This window comes from Candidatus Pelagibacter sp. (assembly GCF_052049815.1).
Taxonomy (GTDB): domain Bacteria; phylum Pseudomonadota; class Alphaproteobacteria; order Pelagibacterales; family Pelagibacteraceae; genus Pelagibacter.
The window spans coordinates 38,515-62,423 of the sequence record NZ_JBNGZG010000008.1 but is presented as its reverse complement, the minus strand read 5'-3'; the positions used below and the strand labels follow the sequence as shown (position 1 = coordinate 62,423).

Below are 23,909 nucleotides of genomic sequence, written 5' to 3'. Positions count from 1 at the left end.
TAAATTTAATTAATGGATAAAATTGATTCTCTCAAACAAGTTGTTATTGACACACTTGATCAAAACAAAGCTCAGGACATAATTAGTATTGATCTAAAAGATAAAAGTTCAATGGCTGATTATATGATAATTGCAAGTGGAACTTCCTCAAGGCATATTCAGGCTCTATCCGAGCAAGTTTTAGAAAAATTTAAATCAAATGGGCTTATAGATTCTCGTATAGAAGGTAAAGAAAGTTCTGAATGGAAATTGGTAGATGGTATTGATTTAATTGTTCATATTTTTCATCCTGAAAAACGTAAATTTTATGAGTTAGAAAAAATGTGGTCTGAACTCATTCCAAATGAAAAAGTAATGATATGAAAAAAGTTTATATATTTACCCTAGCTTTAATTTTATTTTTAAATTCAACTTTAGCAATTTCAAGTGAAAGCGATATTTATAAAAAAATTGATCTTTTTGGAGAAGTGCTCGAAAAAATTAATGAAGAATATGTTGAGGATATCAATCAATCTGAAAGTATGGATTCTGCAATTAATGGGCTTCTTCAATCTTTAGACCCATATTCTGCATATTTGTCACCAGAAAATTTTGAAGAAATGCAAACTGAGACTAGTGGTGAATTTGGTGGATTAGGAATAGAAGTTAGTATGGAGGCTGGTGTTGTAAAAGTAATCACACCATTAGATGATACGCCTGCATCAAGAGCAGGATTAAAAGCAGGAGACTACATTGTAAAAATTAATGATACACAAGTTCAAGGAAAGACTCTTACTGAAGCTGTAGAAATTATGCGAGGACCAGTTGGTTCTGATATTGAATTAACAGTTAGAAGAAGAGGAGTTAAGAAAGCATTAACATTCACTTTAACTAGAGAAATAATTGAAATTCAATCTGTAAAATCTGATTTGCTTGATAAAAATATTGGATATTTGAGATTAACTTCGTTCAACGAGAATAGCGCTCAACAAATAAAAAAAAGAATAAATGATCTAAATAATGAAAAAAAAATTAAAGGATTTATATTAGATCTACGAAATAATCCTGGTGGACTTCTTTCACAAGCAATTAAGATCACAGATTATTTTTTAGATAATGGTGAAATTGTTTCTACGAAAAGCAGAAAAGTATCTGAAAATAGAAAATGGTTTGCAAGAGATGGTGATTTAACTGGGGGTAAACCACTAATAGTATTAATTAACTATGGTTCAGCTTCAGCCTCAGAAATTGTTGCTGGAGCTTTAAAAGATCATAAAAGAGCAATTATTTTAGGTGAAAATAGTTATGGAAAAGGATCAGTACAATCCATTATTCCTTTGAGAAATGAAGGTGCAATAAGATTAACAATCGCAAAATATTATCTTCCTTCTGGTACTTCAATTTCTGAAGTTGGTGTAACACCTGATATTGAAGTTAATGAAGAAGGAAATGAATTTAAAATAAAAACTGAAACTGACAATCAACTAAATTACGCATTAAAACTTCTTAACGGTTAATGAAGAAAGAATTTCAAGATCTACCTTATAGAAGTGGTGTTGGTATTGTTGTTTTGAACAAAAATAATAAAGTTTTTGTAGCAAGAAGAATAGACAATCCTAAAAATTTTTGGCAAATGCCTCAAGGTGGTGTAGATAAAAATGAAGATTTCTTAACTGCTGCGTTTAGAGAATTAGATGAGGAAACAAGTATAAAATCTGTCGAGCTAATCAAAGAGTTAGATGGATTTATTACTTATAACCTACCAGATCATCTTTTAGGAATAATATGGAAAGGTAAGTATAAAGGACAAACTCAGAAGTGGTTTGTAATGAGATTTATTGGAGAAGATACTGAAATCAACATAAATACAAAGCATCCAGAATTTTTAGAGTGGAAGTGGGTTGAGCTTAGTGAAATTACAAAATTAGTTGTTAATTTTAAACTAGATTTATATCAGGAAGTTCAAAGAAAAGTTGAAAAAATTATTAATTGATAGTTTTTAAAACTTCAATTTTTTGATCAATAATAAATTTAGCTTGATCAGTTATTTCTGTGTTATTTGATGCTTCCTCTGCAGATTTTAACATCTCTGCTTTCTTGTCACCATTCATATCTTTCATATTAAAGATGGAACTTGTTAGAATTGAAAGATTGTTATCTTTAAATTCAACAATTCCATCCTCAACATAAAAACTTTCTTCACCAGATTTAGAGTTAACTTTTATGATCCCTGGTTTTAAAAAAGAGATAATAGAAATATGATCTTTTAAAATACCCATTTCACCTTCATAGGCTGGAACGATCACCTCAGTAACATCTTCTTTTGAAAGAAAAGATTGCTCTGGATTTACTATTTCTATTTTAAACTCTTCACTCATTAAGCTGCAGCTTCTTTTTCCATCTTCTCTGCTTTTTCTATGGCTTCTTCAATTGTTCCTACCATGTAAAAAGCGGCTTCTGGTAAATGATCATATTCACCTCTGCAAATAGCTGCAAAACCTTTAATTGTAGACTCTAGATCTACCAATTTACCAGGCGATCCTGTGAATACTTCTGCTACGAAGAATGGTTGAGATAAAAATCTCTGTATTTTTCTTGCTCTTGCAACAATTAATTTATCTTCTTCAGATAATTCATCCATTCCAAGAATGGCAATAATATCTTGTAAAGACTTGTATGTTTGAAGTACTTTTTGAACTTCTCTAGCAACTCTGTAATGTTCGTCTCCAACAATTCTTGGATCCAATATTCTTGAAGTAGAATCTAGTGGGTCTACTGCTGGATAAATACCAATCTCTGCTATTTGCCTTGATAATACTGTTGTAGCATCAAGGTGAGCAAATGATGTAGCAGGAGCTGGGTCAGTCAAGTCATCCGCAGGTACATAAATAGCTTGTACAGAAGTAATTGAACCTTTGTTAGTTGTTGTAATTCTTTCTTGCAAGTTACCCATGTCAGTAGCTAATGTAGGTTGATATCCTACAGCTGAAGGAATTCTTCCTAAAAGAGCTGATACTTCTGATCCTGCTTGGGTAAATCTAAAAATATTATCAACGAAAAATAATACATCTTGACCTTCTTGATCTCTAAAATATTCAGCAACAGTTAATCCTGTTAAAGCAACCCTTGCTCTTGCTCCTGGAGGTTCGTTCATCTGTCCATAAACTAATGCAGCTTTTGAGCCTGCTCCATCTTTTTTAATTACTCCAGACTCTATCATTTCATGATAAAGATCATTCCCTTCTCTAGTTCTTTCTCCAACGCCAGCAAAAACTGAAAAGCCACCATGCGCTTTTGCAACGTTGTTAATTAATTCCATAATAAGTACTGTCTTACCTACACCTGCACCACCAAATAATCCAATTTTACCACCTTTTGCATAAGGCGCTAAAAGATCGATTACTTTAATTCCAGTAACTAGAATTTCAGTTTCAGTCGATTGGTCATTAAATTCTGGAGCAGCTCTGTGAATTGGCCAAGTCTCTTTAGTTTTAACTTCTCCTCTTTCATCAATAGGTTCACCGACTACATTTATAATTCTTCCTAAAGTTTCAGGACCTACAGGAACTTGAATTGGAGCATTTGTGTTTACTACTTCATCACCTCTTTTAAGACCTTCAGTTGCGTCCATTGCAATTGTTCTTACGGTAGTTTCACCTAAGTGCTGTGCTACTTCTAAAACAAGTCTGTTATCTCCATTTTTACATTCTAATGCAGTTAAAATTTCTGGTAACTCTCCTTCAAATTTAACGTCTACTACGGCCCCAATAACCTGTGTAATTATTCCTTTGCTCATAATTATAAACTTTCTGCTCCTGATATGATTTCTATTAGTTCTTTTGTAATTGCTGCTTGACGGCTTCTATTGTACTCAATAGTTAGCTTATCAACCATTTCACCTGCGTTTCGGGTTGCATTATCCATTGCACTCATTCTTGACCCTTGTTCGCTAGCTGAATTCTCTAACATTGCCTTAAATATTTGTGTTGAAATATTTTTTGGCAACAAATTGCTTAAAATTTCATCTTCATCTGGTTCAAACTCGTAACTACTACCATCTAACCCACCATCTTTTTTATCAGCTTCCAGTGGTATGATTTGTTGGGCTTGAGGTATCTGGGTAATTACATTTTTAAATTGATTATAGAATATTGTGCAAACATCAAATTCTTCTTTTTCAAATTTCTCTATTATCATTTTACCAACTTTATCTGCATCAAAATAATTTACATTTTTTGAATTTTTAAAAGAAATGTTCTCAATTATCTTGTCTCCAAAAGCTCTCTTTAATTGATCATTGCCTTTTGAACCCACAGTAATAATTTTTAACTCCTTACCCTCTTCACTTATTTTTGAGAAATATGCTTTAGCCTTTTTAATTATGTTTGTATTAAAACCACCACACAAACCTCTGTCAGAAGTCATTACAACACATAAATGTATTTTATCACTCCCTGTTCCAGATAATAATCTTGGAGCATTCTCTTTATCAGATATACCATTAGACAAGTTTAAAATGACATTATTCATTTTTTCTGAATATGGTCGCCCCTTCTCTGCGCTATCTTGGGCTCTTCTTAACTTTGCAGCCGCAACCATTTTCATAGCTTTTGTTATCTTTTGCGTAGATTTTACACTAGCTATTCTTTTCTTCAGATCGTCTAAACTTGCCATTTTTGATTATTTTAAGCTTTCTTTTAATTGTTTAACTAGATCCACAAGAAGTTTTTCAGTATCTTCTTCAAGTTTACCCGAGCTTTGAATAGACTCAATTATCTCTGGTTTATCTGATTTGCACTTCTCAATAATTTTTGTTTCAAAGTTTGCGATATCTTTAAGTTCAATATCATCTAAATATCCCTTTACTCCACAGAATACTGAAATTACCTGTTCTGCCACAGTCATAGGTGAATATTGTTTTTGCTTTAGTAACTCTGTTAATTTTGATCCTCTATTTAGAAGTTGCTGAGTAGATGCATCTAGATCAGATCCAAATTGAGCAAAAGCTGCCATCTCTCTATACTGAGCTAATTCAAGTTTCATAGATCCTGAAACCTTTTTCATGGCCTTTGTTTGAGCAGATGATCCAACCCTTGATACGGATAATCCAACGTTAATTGCAGGTCTAATTCCTTGGTTAAATAATTCTGTTTCCAAGAAAATCTGACCATCTGTAATTGAGATTACATTAGTTGGAATAAACGCAGAAACGTCACCACCCTGAGTTTCAATAATTGGTAAAGCTGTTAAAGAACCACCACCATGTTCATCACTTAGTTTTGCAGCACGTTCTAGTAATCTGCTATGCAAATAAAAAACGTCACCTGGATAAGCTTCCCTTCCTGGAGGTCTTCTTAAAAGAAGTGACATTTGTCTATAAGCAACTGCTTGTTTAGATAAATCATCATAAATGATTAAAGCATGCATACCATTATCTCTAAAGAACTCTCCCATTGCACAACCAGTATAAGGAGCTAAAAATTGCAATGGAGCTGAGTCAGATGCAGTGGCAGCAACGATTGTTGTGTATTCCATTGCACCAGCTTCTTCTAGAGTTTTTTGTATCTGTCTAACAGTTGATCTCTTCTGTCCTACCGCAACGTAAATACAATATAATTTTTGTTTTTCATCACCAGACTCGTTAATTTTCTTTTGGTTAATAATTGCATCGATTGCAACTGCAGTTTTACCTGTTTGTCTGTCACCAATAATTAATTCCCTTTGTCCTCTTCCGATTGGCACCAAACTGTCAATTGACTTTAAACCTGTTTGCATTGGTTCACTCACAGATTTTCTTGGAATAATACCAGGTGCTTTTACTTCAACTCTAGTTTTCTTAACGTTCTTATCAAATGCACCTTTGCCATCTATTGGATTTCCCAAACCATCAACAACTCTTCCTAATAATTCTTTTCCTACTGGTGTATCAACAATATTTCCAGTTCTTTTAACAACGTCTCCTTCTTTAACGTTTCTATCATCACCGAAAATTACAACACCAACATTTTCACTTTCTAAGTTTAAGGCCATTCCTTTTGAACCATCAGAAAATTCGACCATTTCTCCAGCCTGAACATTATCTAGTCCGTATATTCTAGCAATACCATCACCAACTGATAAAACTTGTCCTACTTCTGATACTTCGGCTTTATCTCCGAAATCTTTAATTTGCTCTTTTAATATTTTTGTTACTTCTGAAGGATTTATTTCCATTTATGCCTCTATCATTCTATTTTCGATTTGTTGTAGTTTATTTTTGATGGAAGTATCAACCATTGTACTGCCTACTTGCACAATTAAACCTCCAATTAAACTTTTGTCATGTTTATAGTTTAATTTTATTTTTGAACTAAAATTTTTTGTTAGCTCATCAGTAATTTTGTTTAATTCATCATCTGAAAGTTCTTTTGCAGATTTTAATTCAGCTTTAAGTTCGCCTCTTTTTTCTGAACAAATTTCAACAAAACCTTTCATTATTTGCTCAACATAAAAAAATCTTCTTTTATTCACTAAAAATACTAGAAAGTTTTTAATCAAATCATCTAATTTGAAATTATCAGAAATTTTTGTGATCACTTTTACTAGATCATCTTGGTTTGTAGTTGGATCTTTTATTAAATTATTAAAATCTTTGCTTGCTGTAATTAATTGTAAAAATGCATTAATTTGTTCTTCAATTACATCTAATTTTTTTGACTCATCTGATAACTCAAACAAAGCTAGAGCATATCTTTTTGAAGAAGTATTTGAAAAATCGCTATTCGAACTCAATTTGTTTACCTATTAATGAAGTAATTTTATTTAAAAAACACGGTCTAATTAACATATGGTCGGCGTATCTTCAAGTCGCACATTATGTCAAAAAGTCTTTTTTTAAGCCATTAATTAAAGGTTATTGGATCAACATCAACTGAAAGTTTTATTCCAGCTGGAAACTTATATCTTGAGATTATTTCTGATAATGAATTTTGTAATTTTATAGTTTTAGATCCTCTAATTAAATATCTTATCCTAAATTTCCCTTGGATTTTATAGATTGGAGCATTCACGGGACCTAATATTTTTCCTGAAATTTTATTTTGAAGAGACTCTTTTAGTTTAAAAGACTCTTTTTCTAATTTTGTCTGATCATTCCCAGATAATATTAGAGAAATAAATCTTTGAAATGGAGGTAAGTTATTCGTTTTTCTAATTTGAATTTCTTTATCTAAAAAAATTTCTGGATTTTCATTTGTTAAATCTGAAACCATCTTAATATTTTTGTTATAAGTTTGGAAATATACAGTAGCAGGATTACCAGTTCGACCAGCTCTCCCAGAAAGTTGATGATATAATTGTAAATTCTTTTCAGCACCTCTCAAATCATGTCCTTGTGTAGAAAAATCAATATCAACTACAACTATACAATTGAGACTTGGAAAATGAAAACCCTTTGAAATAAGTTGTGTCCCAATTAAAATTTCAATTTTATTATCAATAATTTTTTCTAATTTTTCTTTAGAACTTTTTTTATTCATTGTATCGCTTGAGAAAATCTCAATAGATCTTTTTGGAAACTTTTTCTTAACTTCTTCGTAGATTCTTTCAACTCCAGGTCCACTAAAATAATAATCACATCTTCCACCTTCATTACAATCTCTATTTAAAGAAGTTTTGTGACCACAGTAATGACATAAAAGATTATTTGATGATTTATGATAAACTAAATTAATTGAACAAAAAGGACATTCAAATTTTTTAAAACATTTTTTACATATTACGTTAGGTGAAAATCCTCTACGATTTAAAAAGAATAAAATTTGATCTTTCTTATCTAGATGTTCATTTACTCTATTTATAATTTCATTTGATAACCATGATTGTTTTTCTAATTTTGTATTATTTAAATTAATTATTTCATATTTTGGTAAAGACGCATCTTTGAATCTTTTTTTTAATTTTGAGACTGAATATTTTTGTTTTTTTATATTTTCAAAAGTTTCAACTGAAGGTACTGCTGTAACTAAGTTAACAGGAATATTTTCATAAGACGCTCTTAAAATTGCCATATCTCTCGCGTGATAAATAACTCCTTCATCCTGCTTAAATGATTGATCATGTTCCTCATCAATAATAATCATCTTTAAATTTTTGAAAGGCAAAAACATGGATGATCTTGCGCCAATAACAACTTTAATCTTTCCTGTTACAATACCATTCCAAATTGTTTCTTTTTTTTTCCTCGAAATTCCTGAATGCCAGATAGCTGGTTTAAAACCAAAAAATTCATAAAATTTTTTTTCAAACTGATTGGTTAATCCAATTTCTGGTAACAATATTAAGCCTTGATTATTATTTGATAAAATTTCTTTTAATGCATAAAAATAAACAATAGTTTTTCCAGACCCTGTTGTTCCCTGTAACACATGAACTCTAAATCTATCATTTAATTTATTCATTTCTTTGAGTGATTTATGTTGTTCATTATTTAATTCAAAATTTAATGGATTTTGTAACTTTTTAAATTCTTCAAGTTTTTTAAGGTCTCCTTTTTCTATAGCGTTGCTGCTCAATAATAGTAATTTTAATGACATCCCTTTTGGAATTAAATTATAGTCAGAAAAACTATTCAAAAACTGAATAAAATTTTTATTTAATTTTGGTAAATTTAATTTTTTAATAATCTTTTTTACTTTAAAATTTTTGTTACTCTTTTTTTCAAATTCATTCCAAACAATACCTGTCATTTTTGACTTACCAAATGGAACCTCTACATAATCTCCAATATCTAATTTAATATCACTTTCATAAGTAAATGGATGATTGAAAATATTAGGTAAAAGAATTGGAAATTTCATTCTTATGATAATAAGTCTATATTTTTACTACTGAAACCTCTGAATCAAGTTTATTCCTCCATACCACAATTGATAAACATTTATCTTCTTGCGTTGTTAATGAGTGAGGTTGAAAACTTTTGTGAAATCTAGCTTGATTTGGTCCCAAAATTTCTGATTTATCTCCATAACTCTCAAATTTCGCCTTACCACTTAATACAAAATATATTTCTTCCGCTTCATGATGGTGCCACGTATAAAATGTGTTTTTATCAAAAAATATAAAATAAACACTTATTTCATTTGATATAAAAATACCTTCGGGACCAATAAACTCAAAATAACAAAAGTTTTCCAAAAATTTTTTTCCTACATCTTTTTTACTGTAATTTTGCTTCCAATTAATTTTTGGAGAAAGTTCTCTAATCAAATTATGAATATTGCTATTTTTTTTAGTATCTATTTTCCAATTATAAAATTTTTTTGCAGATTTAATGTAATTACTTTTTATATTATTGAAATTTAAAGCCTGAGGTAATTCAACAAAATTTGATAGTATTGAATTTTTTTCCCATAAAAGATCTAATTCATTATATATTTTATTGAATAAATCACTATTCATAGCAATTCAAAAAAATATCCTAATAATAGCTAAATTAAAAGTTAATGATTTATATATTTTTAATTAAGAGTGTATTGCTCTTTTGTCTACAGACAACGCAGCTTCTTTCACAGCTTCTGAAAAAGTTGGATGTGCATGACAAGTTCTGGCTATATCTTCAGAGCTAGCACCAAATTCCATTGCTATACCTATTTCTGCAATTAACTCACCAGCGTGTGGTCCAATTATATGAGCACCCAAAACTCTATCTGATTTTTCATCAGCTAAAATTTTTACAAAACCTTCTGCATCGTCAATGGCTTTTGCTCTAGAGTTCGCCATAAATGAAAACTTACCTATTTTATAACCAATATTATTTTCTTTTAATTGCTCTTCTGTTTTTCCAATAGAAGCGACTTCTGGTGTCGTATAAACTACTCCTGGAATTGTATCATAGTTAACATGGCCGGATTGACCTGCAATAATCTCTGCAACAGCTATACCTTCGTCTTCAGCTTTGTGAGCTAACATTGGTCCTTGTATTACGTCACCTATAGCATAAATATTGTTCATATTTGTTCGAAAGTTTTTATCAGTTTTTACTCTGTTTCTTTCATCAAGTTCTACACCTGTAACATCTAAGTTTAATCCATTAGTGTTTGCTTTTCTGCCCACAGAAATTAGAACAACATCACAATCAAAATCTTTTTTATTACCATCTTTATCTGTAGTAGAAACAACAGCGCCGCTATTATTTTTATTAATTTTTTCTACTTTATGTTGCATATGAAAAGTAATTCCTTGTTTCTTTAATATTTTCATAAATTCTTTTGAAATTTCATTATCCATCCCGGGCGTAATGTGATCTAAAAATTCTACAACATGAACTTCTGATCCAAGTCTTGACCAGACTGATCCCATCTCTAAACCAATATAACCACCACCGACTACAACCATTTTTTTTGGAACTTTATTTAATTTTAATGCACCTGTAGATGAAACAATTATACCCTCATCAAATTCTATTCCTGGAAGCGATACAGGCACAGAACCTGTAGCTATGACAGTTTTTTCAGCCTCAATTAAAGTTTCATCTCCTTTTTCGTCTTTAATTAAAATTTCATTTTGTGACTTAAAACTTCCATGACCTTTAAAGTAAGAAACTTTATTTTTTTTTAATAAGAACTCTACGCCTTTTGTAAGAACAGTTACTGCTTTATCCTTACTCTTCATCATTTTCTCTAAATTCAATTTAACTTCACCAACTTCTATACCTTTGTTTGATAAAGATTTAACTTTATGAAATTCTTCAGATAAATTTAATAAACTCTTTGAAGGAATGCATCCAACGTTAAGACATGTTCCGCCTAAAGATCCTCTAGATTCTATACATGCAGTTTTTAAACCTAATTGAGCCAATCTAATTGCACAAACATATCCACCAGGACCACCACCTATAACAACTGCTTGAAATTTTTCTGCCATTTAAATATCTAAAAATAACCTTCTTGGATCTTCTAAGTTCTCTTTTACCATTTTTAAAAAAGAGACTGATTCTTTTCCATCAATAATTCTGTGATCATAAGATAATGCTAGATACATAATTGGTCTTATTTTAATTTCTCCATCAACAACTACAGGTCTTTCTACAATATTGTGCATTCCTAGAACTCCAGATTGAGGCAAATTTAATATTGGTGTTGATAACATTGATCCATATACACCTCCATTACTGATTGTAAATGTACCGCCTTGTAAATCCTCAATCGTTAATTTTCCATCTCTAGCTTTTTCAGAAATTACTTTAATATTTTTCTCGATATCTGCAAAAGATAGTTCGTCTGCATTTCTTAAAACTGGCACTACAAGTCCTTTGTCTGTTCCAACAGCAAAACTAATATTGTAATAGTTCTTGTAAATGATTTCTTCTCCATCAATTTCTGCATTTACTGCTGGGAATGTTTTTAAAGCTGCAACACAAGCTTTTACAAAAAATGACATAAATCCTAATTTAATTCCATATCTGCTTTGAAAATCTTCTTGATTCTCTTTTCTCATTTCCATTATGCCTGTCATATCAACTTCATTAAATGTAGTTAACAATGCTGCATTTTCTTGAGCCTGCTTTAATCTCTTCGCTATAGTTAATCTTAGTCTGCTCATTTTGATTCTTTCTTCTTCACCAAATTGAGCTTTTCTTTCAGAAGGTGGCGGGTTTGCACCCATCAAGCTAATAAGGTCTCCTTTTAAAACTCTTCCATCTTTTCCAGAGCCTCTAACTCTACTTAGATCAATATTTTTTTCTTCAACCATTTTTCTCACTGCTGGAGATAAAACTTGGTTAGAATTATTTAAATTTGTTGGAGATTTTGGTTCTTTAACTTCTTTTGTTAATCTTAAAGGAGCATCTTCTTCTTTTTGTTTTTCTACCTTAACTTCTTTTTTCTTTGGTGTTTCTAAATTTACAACATTATTTTCTTTTTTAACTTCTGGTTCTTTTTTTACTTGGGGTTGTTTTGGAGATGGAGCAGATCCATTTTGACTAATAGACCCTAATAGAGCCCCAACCTCAACTGTTGATCCATCTTTTGAAACTATTTCACTTAAAACACCATCTATTGGTGAAGGCACTTCTAAATTTACTTTATCAGTTTCTAATTCTACGATAGGTTCGTCTGCTTCAACATGATCACCCTCTTTTTTTAACCATTTAGCAACAGTGGCTTCAGTAATACTTTCGCCTAAAACAGGAACGACAATTTTTTCACTCATTTAATTTTATTCAAATACTTTTTTAATAATTTCTTGTTGTTGTGCAATATGCCTTTTTGCATATCCAGTTGCAGGAGATGCATCTGGGCTTCTTCCAATATAAGAAATTTGGTTATTATTAGCCTTAATGTTGTCTAATGTCCATTGAATATAATCTCTAACTGAAAACCATGCACCCATATTTTTTGGTTCCTCTTGACACCAGTAAAATTTAGCAGAATTTGCATATGGCTTTAATTCATTTACCAATGTTTTTGCTGGGAAAGGATATAATTGTTCAATTCTGTAAATTACAACATCGTTTACTTTTAATTTTTCTCTCGCCTCTAAAAGATCAAAATAAACTTTTCCTGAACACATTATAACTTTACGCATTTTTGAAGCTTCTTTTAGTTTTATGAATCCAGTAGTTTCAGGATCTATTGCATGATCCCATAAAACTCTGTGAAAGGAATTTTTTCTAGTAAAGTCTACTAAATTCGATACACAATATTTATTTCTTAATAAAGATTTTGGCGTCATTATTATGAGCGGTTTTCTGAAATCTCTATTTATTTGTCTTCTTAATGCATGAAAATAATTTGCTGGTGTTGTGCAATTTAAAACTTGCATATTATCATTTGAACAAAGTTGTAAGTACCTTTCTAATCTTGCAGAAGAATGTTCGGGTCCTTGACCTTCATAACCGTGAGGTAATAACATTACAATACCTGATGCTCGAGACCATTTTCTCTCTCCTGACGCAATAAATTGATCAACGATTACTTGTGCTCCATTTGCAAAATCTCCAAATTGAGCCTCCCATAAAGTTAATGTATTTGGTTCTACTAATGAGTATCCATATTCAAAGCCCAAAACTGCCAATTCAGATAAAAAACTATCTACAACTTCATATTGTTTCTGATCTTTTGAAATATTATTTAGAGGTATATATCTTGAATTATCAACTTGATTTCTAAGTACAGAATGTCTTTGACTAAATGTTCCTCTTCCAGAATCTTGACCAACTAATCTGACTGGAAAACCTTCTTGCAGTAGAGAGCCAAATGCAAGGGACTCTGCGGTTGCCCAATCAATACCTATCCCTTCATCAATTGATTTTTTTCTTAGTTCAAAAATTTTTGAAATAGTTTTATGAGGATTTACTTCACTTGGTATAACATTAATTCTATCTGAGATAGCTTTTAATTGTTCGATATGTACACCACTTATTCCACGTTTGTCTTTTCCTGGCGCAGGTTTGTATCTAGACCAGGTACCTTCAAACCAAGTTATTTTTGGATTGTAGTCTTTTGCACTTTTAAACTGATCGTCTAATAAATTTTTAAATGTATCAATTTTTTCTTTTAATTCTTGTTCTGAATACATTCCTTCACTAATTAACTGATCTCCATAAACTTTTACACTTGATGGATGAGATCTAATTTTTTTATACATTAAAGGCTGTGTAAAAGATGGTTCATCTCCTTCGTTATGACCAAATCTTCTATAACACCAAAGATCAATAACAACATCTCGATTAAATTTTAATCTAAACTCTGTTGCAATTCGTGTTGCATAAACTACTGCCTCAGGATTATCTCCATTAACATGCAGTATTGGTGCCTCCACCATTTTGGCCACATCAGATGAATATGGTGATGAACGTGCAAACCTTGGGCTTGTAGTAAATCCAATTTGATTATTTACTATAATGTGTATTGTGCCCCCAGTGTTATGACCTGGAAGTCCTGACATCGCAAAGCACTCTGCCACAATTCCTTGACCAGCAAAAGCTGCATCCCCATGAAGTAATATTGGAATTACTTTATTTCTTTTTTTATCACCATGAAAAAATTGTTTTGCTCTAGTTTGTCCTAAAACAACTGGATTTACTGCCTCTAAGTGTGAAGGATTATCAGTCAAACTTACGTGAACTGAATTACCATCAAACTCTCTATCAGATGATGCACCTAAATGATATTTAACATCACCTGCTGACTCTTTAGATGATAAAATATCACCGGCAAATTCATTAAAAATTCTTTTATAAGATTTTTGAAGCACATTTGCCAAAACATTAAGTCTACCTCTATGAGGCATTCCAATTTTAACTTCTTTTACTCCTGATTGACCACCAATTTTAATTATTTGTTCTAGAGCTGGAATTAAACTTTCTGCTCCATCTAATCCAAATCTTTTTGTTCCAACATATTTTTTTGCTAAAAATTTTTCAAACCCTTCGGCTTGGATTAATTTATTTAGAATTGCTTCTTTACCATTTTTTGTAAAGCTTATTGGGTTTTTTTCACCCTCAATTCTTTTTCTTAACCAGATACGTTCCTCTGGATTGGAAATATGCATGTACTCATACCCTATCGGTCCACAATAAGTTTTATTAACAAATTGAAGTATTTCAGAAATATTTGAATTTTTTTTATTTGTAACACCATTTAAAAAGATGTTTCTTTTATAATCACTCTTTTTAAATCCATAAAATTCTGGATGTAATTCTTCCAAATATTCTGTTTGCTTTAATCCTAAGGGATCAAGTTTTGCTAATAAATGACCTCTTAATCTATAAGCTCTAATTAATTCAACAGCTTTAATTGAATCAATATTACTTTGTGTTTGATTTTCCGATGTAGAAGTTTTTTCTTCAGTTTGCTCATTTTTTTTTATTTGGGTATCTTGAAAATCAATTTGAATTTCTTTTCGAATAGGTGACCAAGTAGGTCCTTTAAGTTCATTTGCAACAATATTGAGTTCTTCACCTAAATCATCAAAATAGTTTTTCCAACTATCAGGTAGCTCAGGGTCATTATTTATGAATCTTAAATACATCTGCTCAATGAAAGCACTATTAGTTTTTGTTAAAAAGGATGTTTTTTCAAATTCAAGATTTTTTGTAAGTGACATTTTTTAAATTAGTATAATCCTGTTAAACTAATTTTCAATTAGACAATTTATTAAACAGTGTTTCTCCAATTTTAGATGGGGAGTTAGACATTGTAATTCCACATTCTTCCATCTTTTTAATTTTATCTTCAGCGCCACCTTTGCCACCAGAAATAATTGCACCTGCATGTCCCATTCTTCTACCAGGAGGAGCTGTTATTCCAGCTATAAATCCAACTATAGGTTTCTTAATTTTATGGTTTTTGATGAATTCTGCAGCTTCCTCTTCTGCTGTCCCACCAATCTCACCAATCATTAAAATCGATTGCGTCTCTGGGTCATTTAAAAATAAATCCAAACAGTCTATAAAGTTTGTTCCATTAATTGGGTCACCACCAATACCAATACATGTTGACTGACCTAATCCATTAACTGTCGTTTGTGCAACTGCTTCATAAGTTAAAGTACCTGATCTTGATACAATACCAACAGATCCTTTTTTATGAATATTACCTGGCATTATTCCAATTTTACATTCATCAGGGGTAATAATTCCTGGGCAGTTAGGACCTATCAGTCTACTTTTTGATTTATCTAAAATTTGTCTTACCTTTAGCATATCTTGAATTGGTATACCTTCCGTAATACAAACTATTAATTCAACTTCAGCTTCTATTGCCTCAATAATCGCTGCAGCAGCAAATTTTGCTGGAACATATATCATCGTAGCATCAGCACCTACAGAGCTTTTTGCTTCTGCAACAGAATTAAATACTGGTCTATCTAAATGTTTTTGTCCCCCTTTTTTGGGAGTAACTCCACCAACTAAATTAGTTCCATATTTAATTGCTTGCTCAGAGTGGAAAGTGCCATGTGAGCCTGTAAAACCTTGACAAATTACTTTTGTATTTTTGTTTACTAAAACTGACATTACCTAATTGCCTCTACAATTTTTTTTGCAGCATCATCAAGATCGTTTGCAGAAATAATTTTTAAGCCAGAGCTATCAAGTATTTCTTTACCTTCTTTGAAATTGGTTCCTGCTAATCTTACAACTAATGGAACAGAGATGTTTATTTCTTTTGCTGCATCTACGACTCCTTGAGCAAGAACATCACATCTCATTATTCCACCAAAAATATTTATCAAAATACCTTTAACATTTTTATCAGATAAGATTATTTTAAATGCTGCTGCCACTTTTTCTTTTGAAGCTCCACCACCCACATCTAAAAAATTTGCAGGTTCCTTACCATATAATTTAATTATATCCATTGTAGCCATCGCTAAGCCTGCGCCATTAACCATACATCCAATACTTCCATCTAATTTTATATAAGCTAGTTCGTGTTTACTTGCCTCTATTTCAGTAGGATCTTCTTCATTTAAATCTCTTAGTTCTAAAATCTCAGGATGTCTAAATAAAGCATTATCGTCAAAATTTACCTTTGCATCTAAACAAATAATTTTATTGTCTTTTGTTAAGATGAGAGGATTTATTTCAACCATGTTTGCATCTGTGTTAACAAACATTTTGTAGATAGCTTTTATTAAACTTATTCCTTGATTTTGTGCACTATCTTTTAAATTAAAGATTTTTATAATTTCTTCACAATCTTTATCTGAAATATCATCGTTAAAATCGACTTTTGTTGTAATTATTTTTTCAGGAGTTTTGCTTGCTACTTCTTCAATATCCATTCCACCTTGATCACTTGAAATAAAAGCAATTTTGGAACTTGCTCTATCTACTAAGCATGAAAGATAAAATTCTTTATCTATTTCAGAAGATTCTTCTATATATAATCTTTTTACTTCTCTTCCTTCTGGACCAGTTTGATGTGTAACCAATGTTTTTCCAAATAATTCATTGGCAGCTTTTTCAAGCTCTTGTAGGTTATCTAATATTTTAACACCGCCTGCTTTACCTCTACCACCAGCATGAATTTGTGCTTTTAATACGTATTTTTTTGTTTCAAGATTTTTTGCTTTCTCTACAGCTTCATTAACACTTAAACCAAAAACACCTTTTGGAACTGGTGCTCCATATTTTTCCAAGATTTGTTTTGCTTGATGCTCGTGAATATTCATTATTTCGCTAGATCACCATCAATTGCTGAAGCAGCTTCCCATAATTTTTTCACAGCATCTACAGAATGCATAAATTCTTTTTTTTCTTTTTCGTCTAAATCAATTTCTTCTATTTTTTCTACCCCATTTTTTCCAATAATAACTGGTACACCTGCATAAACATTACTCACTCCGTATTCACCATTCAGATGTACTGCGCACGGCAAAAGTTTCTTTTGATCGTTCAAATAGGCTTCGGCCATCTGAACTCCAGATGCAGCAGGAGCATAAAAAGCAGATCCTTTTTCTAAAAATTTCACTATTTCAGCGCCACCATCTCTAGTTCTTTGATTAATACTTTCAACTCTCTCTTCAGAAATTTTTCCTTCTTTGACTAAATCCAATAATGGTTTTCCTGAAATTTTTGTAAATCTAGGAAGAGGCACCATTGTGTCTCCATGGCCACCCATTACCATTGCTTCTATCTCTCTTACTGGAACATTAAATTCTAATGAAAGAAATAATTTAAATCTTGAGCTATCTAAAATTCCAGCCATACCAACTACTTTATTTGCTGGAAGACCTGAAAATTTTTGAAATGCCATTACCATCACGTCTAATGGATTTGTAATACAAATAACAAATGCATTTGGAGCATTATTCTTAACTCCCTCAGCTACTTGTTTTATTATTTTTAAATTAATTCCTAATAAATCATCTCTGCTCATTCCTGGTTTTCTTGGAACACCAGCAGTTATAATTACTACATCAGAGTCTTTAATATCTTTATAGTCATCTGTTCCTGACAATTTCACATTGAAACCGTCTACAGCTGATGATTGTGCAATGTCTAGAGCTTTGCCTTTGGCTATACCACTTGCAACATCAAATAAAACAACTTCATCAACTAATTCTTTTATTCCAATTAAGTGTGCTAGAGTTCCACCAATTTGTCCTGCTCCTATTAAAGATATTTTTTTCATTATTTCTACTTCCTTTTATTTCATTGTTGGCATTATAAATTCTGCATTTGACCTAATTCCTGATGGCCATCTTGATGTGACTGTCTTTAATTTTGTATAAAATTTTACACCTTCCATTCCATGCATCGCACTATCACCGAATAAAGATCTTTTCCATCCACCAAAACTATGAAATGCCATTGGTACAGGAATTGGAACATTGATACCAACCATTCCTACTTGAATCTTACTTGCAAATGTTCTTCCTGCATCTCCATCTCTTGTGTAAATACTAACGCCATTTCCATATTCATGATCATTTATCAATTGAGTTGCTTCCTCAAAAGTTTTAACTCTCACCACTGATAATACTGGACCAAATATTTCCTCTTTATAAATTCTCATATTTTTATCAACGTGATCAAATAAACAACCACCTATAAAGAACCCATTTTCATAGCCTTGAAGTTTTAAATCTCTACCATCTACAACAAGTTTTGCACCTTCTTCAACTCCAAGATCAACATAACTTTTTACTTTTGCTAAATGTTCTTTTGTAACTAAAGGTCCCATTTCAGATGTTTTATCCATTCCAGGACCAACTTTTAAAGCTTCTGCTTTTTTTGAAAGTCTTGATACAAGTTCATCTCCAATATCTCCAACTGCTACAGCAACAGATTGGGCCATACATCTTTCACCAGCTGAACCATATGCAGCTCCCATTAATCCATTAACAGCTCCATCAAGATCACAATCTGGCATCACTACTAAATGATTTTTTGCACCTCCAAGTGCTTGAACTCTTTTTTCATTTTTAGCAGAATTTTCATAGATATATTTTGCAATTGGCGTAGATCCAACAAAACTCACAGCCTTAATATCTGGGTTAGTTAAAATTGCATCTACAGACTCTTTATCACCATGTACAACATTTAAAACTCCATCAGGCAATCCAGCTTCTTTAAATAATTCTGCTAACCTTATTGAACAAGATGGATCTTTTTCTGATGGTTTTAATATAAAGGTATTTCCACATGCTATAGCTATTGGAAACATCCACATTGGGACCATTGCTGGAAAATTAAAGGGAGTGATACCAGCAACTACGCCAAGAGGTTGGCGCATTGAGTAACTGTCTACATTAGTTCCAACATTTTCTGAAAATTCACCCTTGAGTAAATGAGGTATTCCACATGCAAATTCAACTACCTCTAATCCTCTTGTTAGAGATCCCTTTGCATCCTCATAAACTTTTCCATGTTCAGCAACAATTAGTTCAGCAAGTTCATCTGAATTTTTTTCAATTAATTCTTTAAATTTAAAAATTATTCTTGCTCTTTGAAGTGCTGGTTTTAATGACCAAGATTCAAATGCTTTTTGAGCAATATTAACTGCATCATCTAGATCTGCTTTTGATGCTAATACTACTTCTTTTTCTTGTTCACCAGTTGCAGGATTAAAAACTTTCCCTTTTCTATCTGATTTACCAGAGGTCAGCTTACCGCCAACGAAATGTTCAATAATTTTCATGAATACGATCTTTTAGAGCAAAAAACTTTATTAGTCTATTACTTATATGTTAGCCGTAGCTAGCATTTTCTTAATTTCAGCAATAGCCTTAGCTGGATTTAAACCTTTTGGACAAGCGTTGGTACAGTTTAATATTGTGTGGCATCTATATAATTTTAATTCATCTGCAACTTTTTTAAGTCTTTTCTCTCTTTCTTCATCTCTACTATCAACTATCCACCTGTATGCCTGAAGTAATACTGCGGGTCCTAAGTATTTATCTCCATTCCACCAATAACTAGGGCATGAGGTAGAACAACATGCACACATAATACATTCATAAGCACCATCGAGTTTTTCTCTATCTTTTTGAGATTGAAAAATTTCTTTTGTCTCAGATTTTGAATTAGATTGTAACCACGGTTCTATAGACTGATATTGTTTATAAAGATCATCTAAATCACCAATTAAGTCTCTCTTAACTTTAAGGTGTGGCAAAGGATAAATATCAATATCACCATCAATTTCTGCATGAGGTGTTGTGCATGCTAAACCATTTTTTCCACCCATATTCATTGCACAAGAACCACAAACGCCATGAGCACATGATCTTCTGTAAGCCAATGTTGGATCAATTTCATTTTTAATCTTATTTAAAACATCTAAAACCTTTGAAGGACAGTTATCCATATCGACCTCATAAGTGTCTACTCTAGGATTCTCTCCAGTTGAGGGATCCCATCTATAAACATTTACTTTCCTTAGATTTTTAGAACCGGTTTTATCTTTAAAATATTTACCTTTTTTTACCTTTGAGTTTTCTGGTAAATTAATCTGGACCATTAATATACTCTTTCCTGTGGTGGAAAATATTGTACTTCATTTGTTAAAGTTGTTTTATGAACTGGTCTATATGTAATTTTTGTATCTTTACCATCACACCAAATCAGTGTGTGCTGCATAAATTTTTCGTCATCTCTTTTAGGGTAATCTTCTCTTGCATGAGCACCTCTGCTCTCTTTTCTATTATAGGCTGAGTCAACTGTTGTGACCGCTTGTCTAATTAAATTATCAAACTCAAGTGTTTCAACTAAATCTGTATTAAATACTAATGATTTATCTTTTACTGAGATGGATCCCAAGCCATCATAAGTTTTTCTTATTTCATCAACACCCTCTTTTAAATTCTTTTCAGTTCTAAATACTGCACATTTAGACTGCATTGTTTTTTGCATTGCCAATCTTAGTTCTGCAGTACCTGTATCTCCATCTGCATTTCTTAATTTATCAAATCTATCCAAACACTTTTGTGTTTCTGACTCTGGAATTTCTTCATGAGGTGCGCCTGGCTTAACTATTTCAGCTGCTCTCTTTGCTGCTGCTCTTCCAAAAACAACCAAATCAATTAAAGAGTTTGACCCTAATCTGTTAGCACCGTGAACTGAAACACATGCCGCTTCACCAATTGCCATCAAACCTGGAACTGTTTTCTCTGAGCCATTAACAGTTAGTACTTCGCCCTTATAGTTTGTTGGTATTCCACCCATATTATAATGAACTGTTGGTACCACTGGGATTGGTTCCTTAGTTACATCAACATCTGCAAATAGTCTTGCAGCATCAGTAATTCCTGGCAGTCTACTTTCTATAATATCTTTATCTAAATGACTTAAATTTAAGTGAACATGATCTTGATCTTTACCAACACCTCTTCCCTCGTTAATTTCGATAGACATCGATCTACTTACAACATCTCTTGAAGCAAGATCTTTTGCTTTAGGAGCATATCGCTCCATAAATCTTTCACCTTTAGAATTTGTAAGGTAACCTCCTTCACCTCTTGCACCTTCTGTTATTAACGTTCCATGCCCATAAATACCTGTTGGATGAAATTGTACAAACTCCATATCTTGAAGTGGTAGACCTGCTCTTAACACCATTGCATTTCCATCTCCTGTACATGTGTGAGCTGATGTTGCAGAATAATAAACTTTTCCATATCCACCTGTTGCAATAATTACTGTATGAGCTCTAAATCTATGAATAGTTCCGTCATTTAAGTTCCATGCAATAAGTCCTTTGCATTGTCCATCTTTCATCAATAGGTCTAATGCAAAATATTCAATAAAAAATTCAGTTTTATGTTTAAGTGCTTGTCCATATAGTGTGTGCAAAATTGCGTGTCCTGTTCTATCAGCAGCCGCACATGTTCTTTGAACAATTCCATTACCATAATTTTTTGTCATTCCACCAAATGGTCTTTGATAGATTTTGCCGTCCTCTGTTCTACTAAATGGCACTCCATACTTTTCTAACTCAATCACAGCTTTTGGAGCCTCCTTACATAAGTATTCAATACTATCTTGATCACCTAACCAATCAGCGCCTTTTACAGTATCATACATATGCCATCTCCAGTCATCTTCACCCATATTTCCTAGTGCAGCAGAAATACCCCCTTGCGCTGCTGAAGTATGACTTCTTGTTGGAAACACTTTTGAAATACATGCAGTTTTAAGGCCTGCCTCGCTTAGGCCTACTGCAGCTCTTAGGCCTGAACCTCCAGCTCCTAAAACAACTACATCATATTGATGATCTTTAATTTCGTATGAACTCATATGTTATTTATTAATATAATTGTAATTAAAGGAATTACCACAGCTGACAAATATAAAAGCTTGTTTGCGACATTTTTTATTTTTTCATCTCCAATATAGTCTTCAAAAACCTCACTAATACTTATAGCTGAGAAGAAAAAAGCTATAATTATGAAAATACTAAAAATAAAACCTGAAATTCCTTTTGAAAAAAAATTAACTAATTCAAAATAACCTTGATTATAAATTGCTACAAAATTTAAAATAAACCAAATCATTAATGGAACTAAAAGTGCTCCACTGATTTTTAAAAATAACCATCTTTTTGTAGCACTAATCATTAAAAAAAATTCTTTCCAATTAAATAAAATAAAATTGTTAAAATTACTGAACCAACAATCACCACAAGACCTGTGATTTTCGTAGTTTTAAGCTCAAAACCATAACCTAAATCCATAACAAGATGTCTTATCTCACTTAATATTTGAAAACTGAATGACCAAGTAATTCCTAAGATAATAAATTTTCCAAAAAAAGAATTAAAAAATATTTCAATAATTTTGAAACTTTCTTCACCTAACATTAAAACACATGCTAAAAAACAAATTAATGTTATTGCTATGATATTTATGATGCCAGTTATTCTATGTGAAATAGAAACCAATGAAGATATATGCCATCTATAAATTTGAATATGGGGAGATAGAGGTCTTTTATTTTCCATAAAAATTATTTTTAATTAATGTCTCAGCAATTTCCACTGCATTTAAGGCCGCTCCTCTTAATAAATTGTCTGACACAACCCACATATTTAAGCAATTCTTTTTTGTTTTATCTTCACGAATTCTAGAAATAAAAGTTTCGTCTTTTCCTGCTGCTTCAAGAGGTGTTGAATATCCTCCATCTTTTCTTTCATCTATAACTTTGCAACCTTCCATATTTTCTAAACATTCTTTAATTTGATCAATAGTAAAATCTTTTTCCAATTCTAAATTTACTGCTTCAGAATGTGAAACTAATACTGGCACTCTCACACATGTTGCAGATAATTCAATATTAGGATCTAATATTTTTTTAGTTTCATTAGTCATCTTTAGTTCTTCTTTTGTGTAGCCATCATCAGAAAATACATCAATATGAGGAATAAGATTAAATGAAATTTGTTTTGTGAAATTTTTAGAATTAATTTCTTTATTTTCTAAAGATAGTTTTGTTTGTTCAATTAATTCATCCATCGGTCCTTTGCCACCGCCAGATACAGATTGGTAAGTTGCAACAACTATTCTTTTTATCTTAAATAAGTCATGAATTGGTTTTAAAGGTAAAACCAATTGTGCTGTAGAGCAATTTGGATTAGCTATAATATTTTTTTTTATATTTTTTAAATCATCTGCATTTACTTGGGGCACTATTAAAGGAACGTCTGGATCCATTCTAAAATAGCTTGAGTTATCAATTACAAAACTATGTTCAGCAGCTTTTGGTGCATAAGTTTCTGAGATTTTACCACCGGCAGCAAAAAAAGTTATTTTAGCTTTTGAGAAATCAAAAGTTTCTAAATTTTCAACAACTATATCTTTACCTTTGAAGTTAATTTTTGAACCAGCACTTCTAGGAGAAGCAACTAAATAGATTTCTGAAAAAGGTAAGTTTTTTCTCTCAAGCACCTCAAGTACTTTTCTTCCAACATTACCCGTAGCTCCTACAATTGCAATATTCATAATAA

22 protein-coding genes are annotated in these 23,909 nt (G+C 31.7%); 3 read left to right on the top strand and 19 right to left on the bottom strand.

Features of this window, described 5'->3' with window-relative positions:
• Nucleotides 1-12 precede the first annotated feature (12 nt).
• The 3 genes from rsfS to ACTT9D_RS02795 are packed head-to-tail and all read left to right on the top strand — an operon-like array spanning nucleotide 13 to nucleotide 1,972.
• Nucleotides 13-363, top strand: a complete 351-nt coding sequence (rsfS, locus tag ACTT9D_RS02805) for a ribosome silencing factor (RefSeq protein WP_440930349.1) — start codon at nucleotides 13-15, stop codon at nucleotides 361-363.
• Nucleotides 360-1,496, top strand: coding sequence for a S41 family peptidase (locus ACTT9D_RS02800; protein ID WP_440930348.1), 1,137 nt, complete (start codon nucleotides 360-362; stop codon nucleotides 1,494-1,496). The genes rsfS and ACTT9D_RS02800 overlap by 4 nt, the downstream gene beginning before the upstream one ends.
• Entirely contained in the window at nucleotides 1,496-1,972 is a 477-nt protein-coding gene (locus ACTT9D_RS02795) for an RNA pyrophosphohydrolase (RefSeq protein WP_440930347.1), read from the top strand. The genes ACTT9D_RS02800 and ACTT9D_RS02795 overlap by 1 nt, the downstream gene beginning before the upstream one ends.
• Here the strand turns inward: ACTT9D_RS02795 and atpC are convergent.
• From atpC to ACTT9D_RS02700, 19 genes are all read right to left on the bottom strand, one after another.
• Nucleotides 1,965-2,357 carry an ATP synthase F1 subunit epsilon gene (gene atpC, locus ACTT9D_RS02790; RefSeq protein WP_440930346.1) on the bottom strand — a complete coding sequence of 131 codons (393 nt, stop codon included), beginning with the start codon at nucleotides 2,355-2,357 and terminating at the stop codon, nucleotides 1,965-1,967. The genes ACTT9D_RS02795 and atpC overlap by 8 nt on opposite strands.
• Nucleotides 2,357-3,775: a F0F1 ATP synthase subunit beta gene (gene atpD / locus ACTT9D_RS02785; RefSeq protein ID WP_014952633.1), complete on the bottom strand. Its 1,419-nt coding sequence runs from the start codon at nucleotides 3,773-3,775 to the stop codon at nucleotides 2,357-2,359. Before atpD ends, atpC begins: the two co-directional genes overlap by 1 nt.
• A gap of 2 nt (nucleotides 3,776-3,777) precedes the next feature.
• Entirely contained in the window at nucleotides 3,778-4,653 is an 876-nt protein-coding gene (locus tag ACTT9D_RS02780; protein WP_440930345.1) for a F0F1 ATP synthase subunit gamma, read from the bottom strand.
• Nucleotides 4,654-4,659: 6 nt separating this feature from the next.
• Nucleotides 4,660-6,192, bottom strand: a complete 1,533-nt coding sequence (gene atpA / locus ACTT9D_RS02775; RefSeq protein WP_014952631.1) for a F0F1 ATP synthase subunit alpha — start codon at nucleotides 6,190-6,192, stop codon at nucleotides 4,660-4,662.
• Nucleotides 6,193-6,750: an ATP synthase F1 subunit delta gene (atpH, locus tag ACTT9D_RS02770; RefSeq protein WP_440930344.1), complete on the bottom strand. Its 558-nt coding sequence runs from the start codon at nucleotides 6,748-6,750 to the stop codon at nucleotides 6,193-6,195.
• A 110-nt stretch (nucleotides 6,751-6,860) separates the two neighbouring features.
• Nucleotides 6,861-8,816 carry a replication restart helicase PriA gene (gene priA, locus ACTT9D_RS02765; protein ID WP_440930343.1) on the bottom strand — a complete coding sequence of 652 codons (1,956 nt, stop codon included), beginning with the start codon at nucleotides 8,814-8,816 and terminating at the stop codon, nucleotides 6,861-6,863.
• A 16-nt stretch (nucleotides 8,817-8,832) separates the two neighbouring features.
• Nucleotides 8,833-9,417, bottom strand: coding sequence for a dimethylsulfonioproprionate lyase family protein (locus ACTT9D_RS02760; protein ID WP_440930342.1), 585 nt, complete (start codon nucleotides 9,415-9,417; stop codon nucleotides 8,833-8,835).
• A 63-nt stretch (nucleotides 9,418-9,480) separates the two neighbouring features.
• A complete protein-coding gene (gene lpdA, locus ACTT9D_RS02755) occupies nucleotides 9,481-10,881 on the bottom strand; it encodes a dihydrolipoyl dehydrogenase (protein ID WP_440930341.1) in 1,401 nt (466 codons plus the stop codon).
• Nucleotides 10,882-12,168, bottom strand: coding sequence for a 2-oxoglutarate dehydrogenase complex dihydrolipoyllysine-residue succinyltransferase (odhB, locus tag ACTT9D_RS02750; protein ID WP_440930340.1), 1,287 nt, complete (start codon nucleotides 12,166-12,168; stop codon nucleotides 10,882-10,884).
• A 6-nt stretch (nucleotides 12,169-12,174) separates the two neighbouring features.
• Entirely contained in the window at nucleotides 12,175-15,066 is a 2,892-nt protein-coding gene (locus tag ACTT9D_RS02745; protein WP_440930339.1) for a 2-oxoglutarate dehydrogenase E1 component, read from the bottom strand.
• A gap of 34 nt (nucleotides 15,067-15,100) precedes the next feature.
• Entirely contained in the window at nucleotides 15,101-15,976 is an 876-nt protein-coding gene (gene sucD, locus ACTT9D_RS02740; RefSeq protein ID WP_440930338.1) for a succinate--CoA ligase subunit alpha, read from the bottom strand.
• Nucleotides 15,976-17,136: an ADP-forming succinate--CoA ligase subunit beta gene (sucC, locus tag ACTT9D_RS02735; RefSeq protein WP_440930337.1), complete on the bottom strand. Its 1,161-nt coding sequence runs from the start codon at nucleotides 17,134-17,136 to the stop codon at nucleotides 15,976-15,978. The genes sucD and sucC overlap by 1 nt, the downstream gene beginning before the upstream one ends.
• Nucleotides 17,136-18,098: a malate dehydrogenase gene (mdh, locus tag ACTT9D_RS02730; RefSeq protein ID WP_440930336.1), complete on the bottom strand. Its 963-nt coding sequence runs from the start codon at nucleotides 18,096-18,098 to the stop codon at nucleotides 17,136-17,138. Before mdh ends, sucC begins: the two co-directional genes overlap by 1 nt.
• A 15-nt stretch (nucleotides 18,099-18,113) precedes the next feature.
• Nucleotides 18,114-19,607: a CoA-acylating methylmalonate-semialdehyde dehydrogenase gene (locus ACTT9D_RS02725; RefSeq protein WP_440930335.1), complete on the bottom strand. Its 1,494-nt coding sequence runs from the start codon at nucleotides 19,605-19,607 to the stop codon at nucleotides 18,114-18,116.
• A 42-nt stretch (nucleotides 19,608-19,649) separates the two neighbouring features.
• Nucleotides 19,650-20,429: a succinate dehydrogenase iron-sulfur subunit gene (locus tag ACTT9D_RS02720; RefSeq protein WP_014952620.1), complete on the bottom strand. Its 780-nt coding sequence runs from the start codon at nucleotides 20,427-20,429 to the stop codon at nucleotides 19,650-19,652.
• Nucleotides 20,429-22,204 carry a succinate dehydrogenase flavoprotein subunit gene (sdhA, locus tag ACTT9D_RS02715; protein ID WP_440930334.1) on the bottom strand — a complete coding sequence of 592 codons (1,776 nt, stop codon included), beginning with the start codon at nucleotides 22,202-22,204 and terminating at the stop codon, nucleotides 20,429-20,431. The genes ACTT9D_RS02720 and sdhA overlap by 1 nt, the downstream gene beginning before the upstream one ends.
• Entirely contained in the window at nucleotides 22,201-22,524 is a 324-nt protein-coding gene (sdhD, locus tag ACTT9D_RS02710) for a succinate dehydrogenase, hydrophobic membrane anchor protein (protein ID WP_440930333.1), read from the bottom strand. Before sdhD ends, sdhA begins: the two co-directional genes overlap by 4 nt.
• Nucleotides 22,524-22,907, bottom strand: a complete 384-nt coding sequence (gene sdhC, locus ACTT9D_RS02705) for a succinate dehydrogenase, cytochrome b556 subunit (RefSeq protein ID WP_440930332.1) — start codon at nucleotides 22,905-22,907, stop codon at nucleotides 22,524-22,526. Before sdhC ends, sdhD begins: the two co-directional genes overlap by 1 nt.
• On the bottom strand, nucleotides 22,897-23,904 hold the full coding sequence (locus ACTT9D_RS02700; protein WP_440930331.1) for an aspartate-semialdehyde dehydrogenase: 1,008 nt from the start codon (nucleotides 23,902-23,904) through the stop codon (nucleotides 22,897-22,899). The genes sdhC and ACTT9D_RS02700 overlap by 11 nt, the downstream gene beginning before the upstream one ends.
• Nucleotides 23,905-23,909: the final 5 nt, after the last annotated feature.

Excerpts from the sequence above, each read along its gene's own strand:
- rsfS (WP_440930349.1), top strand. The coding sequence starts at position 13 with ATGGATAAAATTGATTCTCTCAAACAAGTTGTTATTGACACACTTGAT.
- ACTT9D_RS02800 (WP_440930348.1), top strand. The coding sequence starts at position 360 with ATGAAAAAAGTTTATATATTTACCCTAGCTTTAATTTTATTTTTAAAT.
- ACTT9D_RS02795 (WP_440930347.1), top strand. The coding sequence starts at position 1,496 with ATGAAGAAAGAATTTCAAGATCTACCTTATAGAAGTGGTGTTGGTATT.
- atpC (WP_440930346.1), bottom strand. The coding sequence starts at position 2,357 with ATGAGTGAAGAGTTTAAAATAGAAATAGTAAATCCAGAGCAATCTTTT.
- atpD (WP_014952633.1), bottom strand. The coding sequence starts at position 3,775 with ATGAGCAAAGGAATAATTACACAGGTTATTGGGGCCGTAGTAGACGTT.
- ACTT9D_RS02780 (WP_440930345.1), bottom strand. The coding sequence starts at position 4,653 with ATGGCAAGTTTAGACGATCTGAAGAAAAGAATAGCTAGTGTAAAATCT.
- atpA (WP_014952631.1), bottom strand. The coding sequence starts at position 6,192 with ATGGAAATAAATCCTTCAGAAGTAACAAAAATATTAAAAGAGCAAATT.
- priA (WP_440930343.1), bottom strand. The coding sequence starts at position 8,816 with ATGAAATTTCCAATTCTTTTACCTAATATTTTCAATCATCCATTTACT.
- ACTT9D_RS02760 (WP_440930342.1), bottom strand. The coding sequence starts at position 9,417 with ATGAATAGTGATTTATTCAATAAAATATATAATGAATTAGATCTTTTA.
- lpdA (WP_440930341.1), bottom strand. The coding sequence starts at position 10,881 with ATGGCAGAAAAATTTCAAGCAGTTGTTATAGGTGGTGGTCCTGGTGGA.
- odhB (WP_440930340.1), bottom strand. The coding sequence starts at position 12,168 with ATGAGTGAAAAAATTGTCGTTCCTGTTTTAGGCGAAAGTATTACTGAA.
- ACTT9D_RS02745 (WP_440930339.1), bottom strand. The coding sequence starts at position 15,066 with ATGTCACTTACAAAAAATCTTGAATTTGAAAAAACATCCTTTTTAACA.
- sucD (WP_440930338.1), bottom strand. The coding sequence starts at position 15,976 with ATGTCAGTTTTAGTAAACAAAAATACAAAAGTAATTTGTCAAGGTTTT.
- sucC (WP_440930337.1), bottom strand. The coding sequence starts at position 17,136 with ATGAATATTCACGAGCATCAAGCAAAACAAATCTTGGAAAAATATGGA.
- mdh (WP_440930336.1), bottom strand. The coding sequence starts at position 18,098 with ATGAAAAAAATATCTTTAATAGGAGCAGGACAAATTGGTGGAACTCTA.
- ACTT9D_RS02725 (WP_440930335.1), bottom strand. The coding sequence starts at position 19,607 with ATGAAAATTATTGAACATTTCGTTGGCGGTAAGCTGACCTCTGGTAAA.
- ACTT9D_RS02720 (WP_014952620.1), bottom strand. The coding sequence starts at position 20,429 with ATGGTCCAGATTAATTTACCAGAAAACTCAAAGGTAAAAAAAGGTAAA.
- sdhA (WP_440930334.1), bottom strand. The coding sequence starts at position 22,204 with ATGAGTTCATACGAAATTAAAGATCATCAATATGATGTAGTTGTTTTA.
- sdhD (WP_440930333.1), bottom strand. The coding sequence starts at position 22,524 with ATGATTAGTGCTACAAAAAGATGGTTATTTTTAAAAATCAGTGGAGCA.
- sdhC (WP_440930332.1), bottom strand. The coding sequence starts at position 22,907 with ATGGAAAATAAAAGACCTCTATCTCCCCATATTCAAATTTATAGATGG.
- ACTT9D_RS02700 (WP_440930331.1), bottom strand. The coding sequence starts at position 23,904 with ATGAATATTGCAATTGTAGGAGCTACGGGTAATGTTGGAAGAAAAGTA.